This is a genomic window from Streptomyces sp. GbtcB6 (assembly GCF_019091475.1).
In the GTDB taxonomy this organism is placed as follows: domain Bacteria; phylum Actinomycetota; class Actinomycetes; order Streptomycetales; family Streptomycetaceae; genus Streptomyces; species Streptomyces hyaluromycini.
This window is the reverse complement of record NZ_JAGXJL010000065.1, coordinates 31,773-44,706: the sequence shown is the minus strand read 5'-3', so window position 1 is coordinate 44,706 and position 12,934 is coordinate 31,773. Positions and strand designations below refer to the sequence as shown.

Annotated in this window: 9 protein-coding genes; 8 read left to right on the top strand and 1 reads right to left on the bottom strand. The window is 64.6% G+C overall.

Features of this window, described 5'->3' with window-relative positions:
* The 8 genes from KVT45_RS48255 to KVT45_RS48220 all read left to right on the top strand — a co-directional run.
* On the top strand, positions 1 to 1,928 hold a 1,928-nt coding region (locus KVT45_RS48255), incomplete at its 5' end, for a thioester reductase domain-containing protein (RefSeq protein ID WP_217558908.1).
* An 83-nt stretch (positions 1,929 to 2,011) separates the two neighbouring features.
* On the top strand, positions 2,012 to 2,233 hold the full coding sequence (locus tag KVT45_RS48250) for an acyl carrier protein (protein ID WP_217558900.1): 222 nt from the start codon (positions 2,012 to 2,014) through the stop codon (positions 2,231 to 2,233).
* 37 nt (positions 2,234 to 2,270) lie between these two features.
* Positions 2,271 to 3,548, top strand: coding sequence for an MFS transporter (locus KVT45_RS48245; RefSeq protein ID WP_217558944.1), 1,278 nt, complete (start codon positions 2,271 to 2,273; stop codon positions 3,546 to 3,548).
* A gap of 25 nt (positions 3,549 to 3,573) precedes the next feature.
* Positions 3,574 to 4,935: a lysine N(6)-hydroxylase/L-ornithine N(5)-oxygenase family protein gene (locus tag KVT45_RS48240; protein WP_217558885.1), complete on the top strand. Its 1,362-nt coding sequence runs from the start codon at positions 3,574 to 3,576 to the stop codon at positions 4,933 to 4,935.
* The gene (locus KVT45_RS48235) at positions 4,853 to 5,653 is read left to right on the top strand and encodes an FMN-binding negative transcriptional regulator (RefSeq protein WP_308311100.1); all 801 of its coding nucleotides are present in this window, start codon (positions 4,853 to 4,855) and stop codon (positions 5,651 to 5,653) included. Before KVT45_RS48240 ends, KVT45_RS48235 begins: the two co-directional genes overlap by 83 nt.
* 43 nt (positions 5,654 to 5,696) lie before the next feature.
* A complete protein-coding gene (locus KVT45_RS48230; RefSeq protein ID WP_217558869.1) occupies positions 5,697 to 7,304 on the top strand; it encodes an AMP-binding protein in 1,608 nt (535 codons plus the stop codon).
* 17 nt (positions 7,305 to 7,321) lie between these two features.
* Complete coding sequence (gene ccrA, locus KVT45_RS48225; RefSeq protein ID WP_217558942.1) at positions 7,322 to 8,641, top strand: crotonyl-CoA carboxylase/reductase; 1,320 nt, start codon at positions 7,322 to 7,324, stop codon at positions 8,639 to 8,641.
* 43 nt (positions 8,642 to 8,684) lie between these two features.
* On the top strand, positions 8,685 to 10,112 hold the full coding sequence (locus KVT45_RS48220; RefSeq protein WP_217558861.1) for a methylmalonyl-CoA mutase family protein: 1,428 nt from the start codon (positions 8,685 to 8,687) through the stop codon (positions 10,110 to 10,112).
* Positions 10,113 to 10,233: 121 nt separating this feature from the next.
* Here the strand turns inward: KVT45_RS48220 and KVT45_RS48215 are convergent, their stop codons facing one another.
* Positions 10,234 to 12,846, bottom strand: a complete 2,613-nt coding sequence (locus KVT45_RS48215) for a condensation domain-containing protein (RefSeq protein WP_217558859.1) — start codon at positions 12,844 to 12,846, stop codon at positions 10,234 to 10,236.
* Between the last annotated feature and the right edge of the window lie 88 nt (positions 12,847 to 12,934).

Here is a 12,934-nt window from a genome sequence, read left to right as displayed (position 1 = left end):
TGGTGTTCGGGTCGTACTGGAACAACCCGGCCGCGACCGCCGAAGTGCTGCCGGACGACGGCTGGTTCGAGACCGGCAGCCTGGCGCGCTGGCTCCCGGACGGGAATCTGGAGATCGTTGGACGGACCGACGACCAGGTGAAGATCCGCGGTTTCCGTATCGAGCCCGCTGAGGTAGAGGCTGAGTTGCTCAGCCACGACGGCGTTACCCACGCGGCGGTGGTCACGCGGGAGAGTCGTCTCGGTGAGCTGTACCTGGTGGCCTACGTAGCCGGTGCAGGCATCGCCGCGCAGAGTGCCAAGGACGCGAGGGCACGTGAGATGCGGGCCTGGCTGGCACAGCGGCTACCCAGACATATGGTCCCGGACAAGCTGGTCGTATTGGACGCGCTCCCGCTCAACGAGAACGGCAAGGTGGCGCGCAATGCACTGCCTACGCCGGCGGAACCTCAGTCGTTGCGCGCCGCGGCTCCGCTCACCCCCCAGGAGCAGGTGCTGTGTGGGCTGTTCAGTGCTGCGCTTGGTCGGCCGGTCGGAGTCGAGGATGACTTCTTCGATCTGGGTGGTCATTCCCTTATGGTCATCCAACTCATCAGCCGTATCCGGGCGGAGCTTGGCATCGAAATTCCACCGCGCCAGTTCTTCCGCACTCCGACGGTTGCTGGCCTGGTCGAGGTCATGACGATCGGTCCGTCGTCCGTCCCGGCCGAGGCTGTTGACTTGCAGGCAGATGTGGTTCTGCCCCCGGACGTCGCGGCTCGCTCGGACCAGAACGTCAATCAACGGACAATCGCGGCCCCGTCCGCTGTTCTCCTCACCGGCGCGACCGGATTCCTGGGATCGTTCCTTCTGCACGAGCTGCTGGTCCGTACGGACGCGCAGATCCACTGCTTGGTGCGGGCGGCCAGCACGGCACAGGCAACCGATCGGCTGCGATCGGCGTTGACGCGCTTCGGGCTATGGGACTCCACTGTTTCTGACAGGGTAATCGCCATACCAGGCAACCTTGAGCAGCCACTCCTCGGGTGGGACATGGGGTTTTTCCGCAATCTCGCCGAGCAGGTCGATTTCATTATCCACAATGGGGCCCGAGTCAACCATCTCGATCCGTATGAGCGGCTGCGCGCCGCGAATGTCCATGGCACTCGGGAGATCTTGCGGTTTGCGGCGACTGGGAGGCTCAAGCCGGTCCATTACGTGTCGACCCTTGGCACGACGTACGCGCCCGGCGACAGTCCCGCGGTGATCACCGAGGAGCACGAGATCAGCGCAGGTCAGGTGGCACGTAACGGCTATATCGCCTCCAAGTGGGTTGCCGAACAGCTCATTCGGCTGGCTGCGGAACGAGGCATACCCGCCGCCGTGTATCGACCGAGCCGCGTCGTCGGGCACAGCGTCACCGGCGCGTGCGGTACCGACGACGCGCTATGGCATTTCGTACATGCGATGGTGACAACAGGTGCCTCACCCCGGCTGGGCGGCGAAAGCACCAGTCCCGTACTCGACCTTGTCCCCGTCGACTATGTGGCCTCGGCGATCACCCATATCGCACTCGACCCCGACTCGTGTGGACGCACCTATCATCTGAACCACGCCACCCCCATGCGGTTCGACCTACTTCCTCAGATGCTGCGCGAACTCGGTTTTGCCATGGAACCGATAAGCCTTTCAGAATGGCGGAAACGGCTGTCGGAAACGATAGAGAGAGCGGCTGCCGGCGGCGACAACTCGCTGTCCGCAGTCGGCTTGCTCAGCGATAGCCTTCCCGTCCGCTCGGCGGCCAGTATCCGCTACGACCAACAGCACACCAGGCTGGCCCTGGCCGATTCGGATATCGACTGCCCACCCCTCGACCGCCAGCTGATCAGGACTTGTATCGGTTACCTGACCGGGGTGCGGTTTCTACCTGCGCCGGCGGCAGCCGACTGAGCGACCAACGCCCCTCTATGAAAGACTCCGAAGGAAGGTAGATAATGCAGAGAAGTAATCAGACCGACTTGACTTCTAAGCCGGTGACGGACGTCGTAATCGAGGCCGTCAGGCGAGTGCTAGGGCAACCAGACATCACCCTCGACGATAATCTCCTCGAACTAGGCGTCGACTCACTCATCGGAACCCGAATCGTCGTGGCGATCGGCGAGAAACTCGATATAGAAGTTTCTCTGGAAACACTGCTCGAAAATCCAGTCATCAGCGATTTTTCTGATGCCGTGATCGAAATAATCGAAGATTAGCAACGCTGTGGGGGAGCGTAAGGACAGAGAACAAGGCATGCGCCCCGGAAGTCGCTGGGGCGTACTGGGACAGCGGAATTTTCGACTTCTGTGGACAGGCGAGACCGCAAGTGGCCTCGGTAACGGGCTTACCACCGTGGCTCTTCCACTGGTTGCGGTCTTGGTACTGCAGGCCAGTTCCTTCGCGGTGGGCCTGCTTGCCGCAGCGGTATGGCTGCCTTGGCTTGTCGTCGGATTGCCCGCAGGCGCCTGGGTGGACCGGCTACGCAAGCGCCCCGTCATGATCACGTGTAACTGTGTCTCGGCGGTGGCCTACACGAGCGTGCCCGTCGCCGCCTGGCTGGATCTCCTCACTCTCGCCCAACTCTTCGTGGTGGCGTTGGTCTGCGGTGTCGCAAGCGTGTTCTTCAACACTGCGATCCACGCCTATGTGCCAGTCGTGCTCAGCGGCCGCGACCTTGTGGACGGCAACGCGAAACTGCAGGTGAGTGAAGCTGGCACCCGTGTGCTCGGCCGCGGCGTGGCCGGCTTCGTGGCCCAGCTGTGCGGTGCGGTCACCGGCCTGCTCATCGACGCCGCCACCTTCGTCGTCTCCACAGTTTGTCTGCTCGGACTGCGGGTACGAGAAGCAACCCCCGTGGCCCCCGCGCAGCGGCCGAACCTGGCTAAGGAGATCGGGGTCGGACTGAGGTTCGTCGCCCATGATCCTTATATGCGGTCGATGGCGTCCTACGGTGCCACAGTGAACCTTGCGTTGATGGGCTACCAGGCGGTGCAGGTCGTCTTCCTGGTGCGCACCGTCGGTGTCAGCACCGGGGCGATCGGCGTCCTGGTGATGGCCGCGAGCCTCGGTGGCACGCTCGGCGCCCTGCTGGCCGCCCCGTTGTCCAGACGATGGGGCACGGCCCGGGCATTCTTGGTGATGCAGGTTCTGTCATGTCCCTTCGCCCTGCTCCTGCCTTTGGCCACACCTGGCGCAGGCCTTCTTCTCTTCGGAGGGGGAGCATTCATGCTGGGCGTGGGAATCGCGGTGGGCAACGTGATCGTGGGCAGCTTTCGGCAAGGGTATTGCCCGCCGGAGATTCTCGGGCGAGTCGCCTCCACCGTCATGGCCATCAATCAGGGCACGATTTCCATCGGCTCAGTACTGGGTGGTCTCCTTAGCGCAGAAATTGGAATTCGCCCCACGATGTGGGTTATGGCCAGCCTGCTGGCGCCGTGTTGGCTCATTCTTTATCTGGGCCCCATGCGCAGAGTTCGTGACCTTCCCCAGGCCTATGCTCCGGAACCTTCGATGGCCGCCTCGGCCGACTAGAACACGATTGTGAAAGGACTTGCGTATGACCGGCCGATCGGCGGACAACACCGACACAGTCGATATATTGGGAATTGGTTTCGGCCCCGCGAACCTAGCACTCGCGATCGCCATGCGGGAAGGCACTGCATCACCTGGTAGTGCCGCTCCGTTGTCGGCGCATTTCTATGAAAAAAAGCCTGAGTTCGGCTGGCATCGAGAGATGCTCATCGAGGACGCCACCATGCAAGTATCCTTTCTCAAGGATCTTGCTACAGTACGCAACCCCATGAGTCCGTTCACCTTCGTCTCCTACTTGCACACCAGGGGGCGCCTGCTGGACTTCATGAATAACAAGTCCTTCTTTCCACTGAGAGTGGAATTTCACGACTACCTCGAATGGGCTGCAGAGAAATTTGCCGACCAAGTCGACTACGGCAGTTCCGTAGTCGGAATGAGTCCGGTCGCGGACCCCGACGGAATCACCCGGTGCATTGATGTCGAGGTGCTGCGTAACGGTATGCGGCGCACGCACAGAGCTCGTCACGTGGTACTGGCCACCGGACTGGAACCGGTGCTTCCGCCCGGCGTCGGGCGCAGTCCACGGACGTGGCACAGCTCCGAACTGCTGAGGCGCATTGAGGGCATGCCGTCCGACAAGCCACAGCGTTTCGTCGTCGTGGGCGCCGGCCAGAGCGCAGCCGAGGTGGCCGGTCACCTTCACGAGCGCTTCGCGGACGCACAAGTCCACGCCGTGCTCTCCCGGTACGGCTACAGCGTCGCGGATGACAGCGCCTTCGCCAATCAGGTATTCGATCCGACTGCGGTGGACCACTATTTCGAAGCTACACCTGAGATAAAGCAGCTGTTTTTCGAGTACCACGCCAACACCAACTACTCGGTGGTGGACCTCGATCTGATCCAGGATCTGTACCGGCGCGTCTACCGCGAAGGCGTCATGGGGCGTCGCCGCCTGCACGTCCATAGCGTCTCTCGGCTGCGCGGTGTCCCCGAGGCGAACGCCGACGCCGTACAGGTGGAGATTGAGTTCCTGCCAACCAGCGAAGTCACCGCACTGACCGCCGACGCCGTGGTCTATGCGACTGGCTATCGGGCCGGCGACCCTCTGGCTCTGCTGGGGCCGCTCGGCAGCTCCTGCAAACGGGACGAGCAGGGCCGACTGCAGGTCGGCCGGGACTACCGGGTGGCGACAGAGGAGACCCTCAAGGCTGGCATCTATCTGCAAGGGCCGTCGACCGAGCACACACATGGCTTGTCGTCCGGTCTCCTCTCGAACATCGCGGTCCGGGCTGGTGAGATCGCCGATGCGCTCGAAGCGAGCCTCACAGCCGAAAGGCATCGGTCTACCGAAGAACTGCGTGCCCACGAATCCGCGATGCGCCGGTGAAGGAAGATCCAGAATGCTAGTCCCCGAGATATATCGATGCGGCAGTGAAATCCCGCATCGCCTCCTCATGCGAGAGAACCCGTTGGCCACGCTGGTCACGAACGGCGACCCCGTGCCGTACGCCACGCGGTTGGCCGCTCTGATCGACCCCGGGACACCCGAGACGACTCCACTGGTGGGTGCCCGGATCGTCTGCCATATGAACCAGGCCAATCCGCACTGGCGAGCGCTGGCCGACGGTATGCCAGCGAAGCTGATGTTCGACGGTCCGTCCAAGTATGTGACGCCGGCCCTGTATCAGACCGATCCGGCGGCGCCTACGTGGGACTTTGTCACCGCCCATGTCTCCGGTCGGCTGGAGTTGGTACGCGACGACGACGAAACGCTACGGATCGTGCATGAAACGGCTGATCGTCTTGAGTCGGCGTTCGGGGAGGGGTGGGACTCTACGTCCTCGGTCGGCTACTTCCGCGAGATCCTTCCCGGCGTCGGAGCGTTCCACCTCCAGATCGAGCGCGTCGAGGCGATGTACAAGCTCAGCCAGGAAAAGCCAGACGATGTCCAGGAGCGCGTGATCCGGCGCTTCGAGCAGGACCGGGACGGCAACGGCCGCCGGCTTGCCCGCCTCATGCGCACACTTGCCCTCGGTGAGGCATCTCTCGGCACGCCGCAGCTCGTACGGCGCGGTTCGCCGGAGCCAACGCCGCCTCCGCGGTGAGGCCGCTGTCCCGCTCAGCCCACCACCGACAGGAAAGCGACTCATGACGACGAACTCGCTGTGGGGCGGAGAGGCCTCTCCCAAATGCTTGATCTCCGGCCTGGTCGACATGGCCGCCGCCCAGCCGGACTCGGTCGCCGTGGTCGATGGCGAGAACGAGGTGACCTACGGCCAACTGATGGCATGGGCGCTACGGATAGCTGGCATCCTGCAGAAACGCTCCGTGCGCGAGGAGGAGCCGGTCGCGGTCATGGGGCGCCGCAGCGCCGAGGTCGTGGCCGCGATGCTCGGCATCACCCTGCTCGGCGGGGTCTATGTACCGCTCGACCAGGAATACCCGGTCAGTCGGCTCGCCTACATGCTCAAGGACAGCGGCGCAAGGATTCTGCTGTGCACTGATTCCGTGCCTTGCCTCGACGCCGACGCGGAACGGATCGTCATTCCGGGCCCGCACGACATCGTCCAGAACCCCCCAGCGGTCCCGCAGCCCGTCGCCTGCCGCCCGGACCTGCCCTTCTACATCATCTACACCTCGGGCTCGACTGGCTGGCCCAAGGGCGTGGCGATCCAGCACAGCTGCCTCGACAACATGGCCGAGTGGCAGGCCAGCCACTCGCCGCGGCCCGATCTGCGAACCGCCCAGTTCGCCCCGCTCAACTTCGACGTGTCCTTCCAGGAGATCCTCGGCACGCTGCGCGGCGGCGGGACGATCGTCGTGATGCCGGAGCGACTCCGTCGGGAACCAGCGCAACTTCTGCGTTGGCTGATCGACAACCGCGTCGAACGACTTTTCCTGCCCTACGTGGCGCTGCAGATGCTCGCCGTGGCGGCCACCGCAGTACCGGACCTCAGCAGGATGCGGCTGGTCGAGGTGAATACGGCAGGCGAGCAGTTGCTGATCACCCAGCAGATCCGGGGCCTCTTCCAACGCCTGCACGGCGCTCGACTGGTCAACCATTACGGACAGAGCGAGTCCGCGATGGTGTCCTCCCACATACTGCCGACGAACGTGGGGGACTGGCCCGACCTACCCCCCATCGGAGTCCCGCTTCCGGGCTGCGAACTTCTGCTCGACGAAGAGCGGGAAGACGAGCCTGATGTAGGCGAGCTGCTCGTGGCTGGGCTGCCGCTGTCCCTTGGCTACCTGCGGCAGCCCGAACTCAACAAGGAGCGCTACGTCTCCGTGGCTCCTACTGCCCACGGCCATACCAGGGCCTTCCGCACCGGCGACCTCGTGCGGTTCGAGAACGGCGTGGTGCACTATCTCTCCCGGCTCGACAGCGATGTCAAGATCCGCGGAATCAGGGTGAACCTGCTGGAGATCGAGGCCCAGCTCCTCACCCTCCCCGGTATCAAGGCCGCCACCTGCGTAGTCCTGGAGAGCGCATCAGGCGTGCGCACGCTGCGCGCGGCCGTTGTCGCCGCAGACGACGGGCCGCCTCTCGACCTGCCAGCCGTGCGTGATCATCTGCGGCAGGTCCTGCCCTCGGCTTCGGTGCCCCTCACGGTGAACGTCCTGGCCGATCTTCCCCGCACGCCCAGCGGCAAGACCGATCGTGATCAGGTGGCGCTGCTCATCTCCGAGGCGCTGCGGGCTCGGCACAGCGCCTCGGCCACCACTCGTACCCGGTTGATCTCGAACGACGAATGATGGGAGTTGGCATGATCATGGATTCCCTGGCAGAAGCTGCTCTGCAAGGCGCTCCGGCCGAGGAACTGGAGAAGTTGTCCGTCCCGTCCGACTACATGGCTTTGCATACAAGGGCCGAGGACGCCAGCATGTTCTCCGGCGAGACGGATAAGGACGTTCGCCGATCTCTGCGGCTCGGCCGGGTCCCCATGCCCGAGCTGGCACCCGACGAGGTGCTGATCGCGGTGATGGCCAGCTCGATCAACTACAACACCGTCTGGTCCGCCACCTTCGAACCGGTCTCCACCTTCCCCTTCCTGAAGCAGATGGCGCGCCGTGGCTATTGGGGCGCACGACACGACCTGCCGCACCACGTCCTTGGCTCTGACGCCGCCGGTGTCGTCGTACGGGTAGGCAGTGGAGTGAGTCGCTGGAAGGTCGGCGACCATGTCGTGGTCGCGACCACCCACGTGGACAACGAGGACCCGGCCACCCACGGCGACGGCATGATGGGGGCCGACCAGAGGGCCTGGGGCTTCGAGACCAACTTCGGTGGGCTCGCCCACTACAGCGTCGTTCCCACCAACCAACTGCTGCCCAAACCAGCCCACTTGACCTGGGAGGAGGCCGCAGCCAACCCGCTGTGCGCCGGCACCGCCTACCGGATGCTGGTCAGCGAGCGAGGCGCTCGGATGAAGCAGGGTGACGTTGTTCTCATCTGGGGTGCGGCCGGCGGACTCGGCGCGTACGCAGCGCAGTTCGTCCGTAACGGCGGGGGTATCGCCGTGGGCGTGGTCGGTTCGCCGGACAAGGCCAGACACGCCTTGGCGATGGGCTGCGACCACGTCATCGATCGCCAGGAGATCGGCCTCACGGGTGACGCGCCCTCCGACCCGGCCGCTGTCGGCAAACGGCTCGGCAAGGCGATCCGCAAGGCCACCGGCGAAGACCCTCACATCGTGTTCGAGCATGTTGGGCGTGCGACCTTCGGGCTCTCGGTGTTCGTCTGCCGACGCGGTGGGACGGTCGTGACCTGCGGCTCCAGTACTGGTTATCGCCATGAATTCGACAACCGCTATCTGTGGATGCGGCTGAAGCGAGTGATCGGCAGTCATGGCGCCAACCTGCAGGAACAGGCGGAGACTAACCGTCTGATTGGCCTCGGCAGGGTGAGCACGGCGCTGTCCACCACCTTTCCGTTGGCTCAGGCACCCGAGGCGGCGCGTCTGGTGCAGCGCAACGAACACATCGGCAAGGTAGGCGTCCTCGCGCTCGCGCCGAACGAGGGGCTGGGCGTCACCGATCCGGCCCTGCGTGAGCGCATCGGAGAGCAAGCCCTCGCGCCGCTGCGGAACTGACCGAACGGGACCCGGACGACCAGCACGGGAAGGACCATCACACATGGGTCTGCCAGGGAAGTACCCGTTTGACGCGGGGATCCATCCCACCGGCTACACCACCAAGGTGTGGACCATGCGCCAACTGGCCGGTCTTCGGACGGCTGCTTCGACCAACGAGCGTTTCCGCTACCTGCTTGGTCTGGGCGAGACGGGCTTGTCGCTCGCCTTCGACCTGCCGACTCAACTCGGACTGGATCCGGACGATCCACGGGCGGAGGGCGAGGTGGGCAGGACCGGCGTGTCGATCGCCACCGTCGACGACCTCGCCGAAGTCTTCCGGGAGATCCCGCTGGACAAGGTGTCGGTTTCGATGACGATCAACGCCACGGCTCCCATGCTGCTCGCGATGTGGCTGGTCGTGGCCGAGGAATCGGGCGTCGAGCCGGCGGCGCTGCGCGGCACCTTGCAGATCGAGATGCTCAAGGAGTTACTCGCCCGCAAGGCGTTCGTCTACGACCTCGACACCAGCATGCGCTACTCACTCGACGTCCTGGAGTACTGCGTGCATCACCTGCCCGGGGTCAACCCCGTCTCCCTGTCGGGAGGTCACGCCCGGGAGGCGGGATGCACCCGGGCCCTGGAAGTGGCGTGCGGCATCGCGGACGCCGAGACGTACCTGCAAGGGATGGTGGACCGCGGGCTAGACGTCGACACGGTGGCCCGGCGCTTCAGCTTCATCTTCGGTACGCATATGGAACTGCTCGCCGAGGCGGCCAAGTTCCGCGTCGCCCGATCGGTGTACGCCACACGGCTCAGGGAGCGTTGGGGCGCGGTCGACGAACGGGCCATGCGGATGCGCATCCAAGTCAACACGTTCGGCTCCGCGCTCGCACACCATGAGCCGTTGAACAACGTGATCAGAGCCACAGTACAGGCCATTGCCGCAGTGCTCGGCGGTGTGCAGTCCCTCCATGTGTGCAGCTTCGACGAGGCGCACCAAACGCCAGGAGCGCTCGGGGCCAGGATCGCCCTGCGGACCCAGCAGATCCTGGCTCATGAGACGGACCTTGCCCGCTACGTCGACCCGCTCGGAGGGTCTTCGGTGATCGACGCCGTGTGCGCCGAGATGACCGCCGAGGTCGAGGAGTGGCTGCGCCGAATCGACGAGCACGGCGGGATGTTCGGCAGCATTCGCAGTGGATGGTTGGAGGCTCAGATTGAGGACCAGGCTTACGAATCGGCGGGACCCAGTGTCGGGGTGACCGATGCGATGCGCTCCGAAGTAGAACAGCAGGTCCTTCGCCAGGAGCGGCACGAGCCGCTCGAGCCTGTCCAACGGAACGTCGAACGCCGTGCCTTTACGCCAGAGTTGAAGGCACTGCGCGAATCCGCGGCGAGCGGCGTCAACGTGCTGCCTTCGCTCATCGAAGCCGCACGAGCACGCGCCACCATCGGCCAGATGCGCACCGCGCTGGAACCACCCCAGTAATCCCGATAGAGCTGACGGGAAACACCGGCCGTGTGCAGCCCCTGGCACCCCACGGTCAGCAGTCGGGCTGAAAGCCTCTAACGAGCGTCCCAGCTTGAGCACCAGCCGGGTGGTGCCGCGCTTAGCAGCCATGCAGGAGCGCAACAGCCCGACGGTCCAGCTCGCCGGTCCAGTCGCGAGGTAGCCGTCCTACGAGGCTTACGCGCGCCGGAGGAGTCGTAGCGGCGGGCCAGACGCGCAGCACCCTTTTGCGCCACACGCGATCCGGAACGGAATCCGAGCCGTCGCGGACGAGAAAAACCACCGGTGCGCCTCGTTTCTCGTCATGACTGGGGACGACGGCGGCGTCCACTACACCCGGCAGAGTTGCCACGCGGCGCTCTGCCTCGGTCAGATCAAGTACTCGCCCCCCGAAGGCGAGGGCTTGGTCGGTCCGCCCGAGCAAGGAAACCTGCCCCTGCCCGCTGATCCGGGCGCGAAAATCCGTAACCATCGGTGCGCCACCGTCCTCCGGGCGCAGCGCCAGGCGCCCAGGTGTGCGAGGGGGAAGCGCCCTGCCGTCGGCAGCGAGCACTATCGGGTGCCATCCGTCGGCGATCTCGGAGAGTTGAGGTGGACGGTGCGGTGACTCCGGGTCAGGGTTCCAGTTGCCCCATGCCACAGGTCCGATGCGAGGGTCTTCGAGGCCGAGCACGACCCGTACCCCGCGGTGGACCAGGTCCGCGCGCATCGTGGTGGGAAGAAAACGGTCGGCCGGACACACCACGACTACCCGGCCCGGATCCTTCAGCGCCCCCTTCCGCCACACGGACACCAGTAGATCCAGCCATTCCGAGGGACCTTCCACAACACATTCCCGGCCGCTACGTACCAGGTCGCTGATCCATGGGATGAGAGGGCTTGCAGCCACAGTGTCAGCCAGATCCGGCACCTGTATCTCACTGCCGTCAGCCAGGGCTCTTACCAGCGTGCCGGTAAAGGCGGTGGACCCCGGGGAATGGCCTGCGATCACCAATCCTGCAGGACCGCGCTGCAGACCGATCCTGCCAGCTGCGGCCAGATGTCCCAGCACGAACCTCGGCCCCAGGTGTTCCGTTCCCGCCTCTTCTGGGTCAGCTATGCCGGGAGCTAGCCGGGCGAGGGCCTCCTCGGCCCTGCAGGGCCGAACCGGAATCCGCACCTTGGCTCCTTCGACGCCCTGCGGCCGACGCAGAGTCTGGGCCCCCTGGAGGATGCCAACCGCCTCCTCGTACGAAACGACGCCTCTGCTCGTGATCAGACACGGCGCCTGGGGCATAGCCTCGGCAAGGGAGGCGACTTGCTGATGGAAGCGGCTGGCACTCTTGTCGTCGCCTTCCGCAGCTGGCTGCGCACACTCTCCCGTGCGCACAACGCCGACGCTCTCCGGAACGATCGGCATGTCCGGATCACTCATGGCATCCGTCAGCAGCTTGTGCCACTGGCCCGCGAATGTGTCCGCGAGTTCGGCATCGAAGACAGATGTGTCGAAGTCCAGGCGTCCGAACGCACGGTCACCAGCCCTGCGTAGCTGGAAGGTGAGCTGGAAGGACCGGGTGGAATTCGGTGCGAAGAAGTCCCATACCAGGCCGAGCCCCGGCACATCACCGAGGTCCGTGATCGTGCGTGGGAAGGAGACACCGATCCGATCAAAGATGCCCGGCCCCAGATCGACGCCGCTCGTCCTGCGCAGTTCTCGCATGAGCAAGTGAAAGGGGAGCCGGCGGAACCGGTGCACGTGTGCCAGGGCTTGCGCCGTCTGGACCACCAGCTGACGGAACGTCATGCCTGGATGGGTCTCGATGACACAGGGAACCATGTTTACCTGCATGCCGATGCGCCGTCGGCTTGCCTCGGTGCTGGTGTCGGCCGGGATGCTCAGCACCATCCGGTCGTTGCCGTAGGCAGCTAGCAGAGCTGCCGTATTTGCGAGGAGGCCGGCAAAGAAGCTCGCGTTCTCTCCGCTGCTGACGCGGGCCAGTCGTTCACACACGTCGGCAGGGAGTTCGAAGCGCTCCGTCGCCGCCACGGTGCCTGCCTCTGACGCCTGGTCGGGTACGGGCAGTATCAGACCGGGAAAGCGCCGGAGATCGAAGTTGCTCCATATCTGCACGGCGGTGGCCAACTCCTCGGCGTCCACCCGCTCCGACGCACGGTCCTCTCGTATCGCGGAGAGCGCGAGCGTGGCTTCTTCGGTAGCCGTTGATCGCGGTGGAAGGCCGGTGGCTTCCCGGAGTTCCCGCAGGGCGCATGTGAACTGGCGGGCGAATTCGAATTTCGAGCGTCCGTCGAACGCGATGTGGTGCACGGCGATGAGCAAAGTGCATCGGTCGGAAGCATGCCACAGCAGGTGGAATCTGATGGGAGAGCGCCGGGTGAGGTCCCACCGAGGGGCGCGGTTCGCGAGGTACCAGGTGCGGGACACCTCTGCCTCTTCCCCCGCCGAGCAGGGGCGATGCAGTTCATCGAACTCGAAGACGCTGGCGTCGTCGTGGATCTGGATCTGGTACGTGCCGTCGCGGTCGACGATCATCCCACGCAATTCGGGGTGGGCGGCACAGACCGCCGCGCATGCTCCGGAGAGTTCTTGGTGAGTGACTTTGCCGCGGATGGTGACAAGGAAAAAGCCGGCGCTCACTCGGTCCGGATATCTTAATTGCTCCAGCCAGATGGGCTCCTGAGTTGCAGATAGCGGGATGAACTGGTCGTCGCGCACCCGTACGCCTCCTCCGTATCGGCAAAGCGATCATAGTCTCACCGACAGCATCTCAAGGGTTGCCAGACACGTGAACGTCACCGAAGCG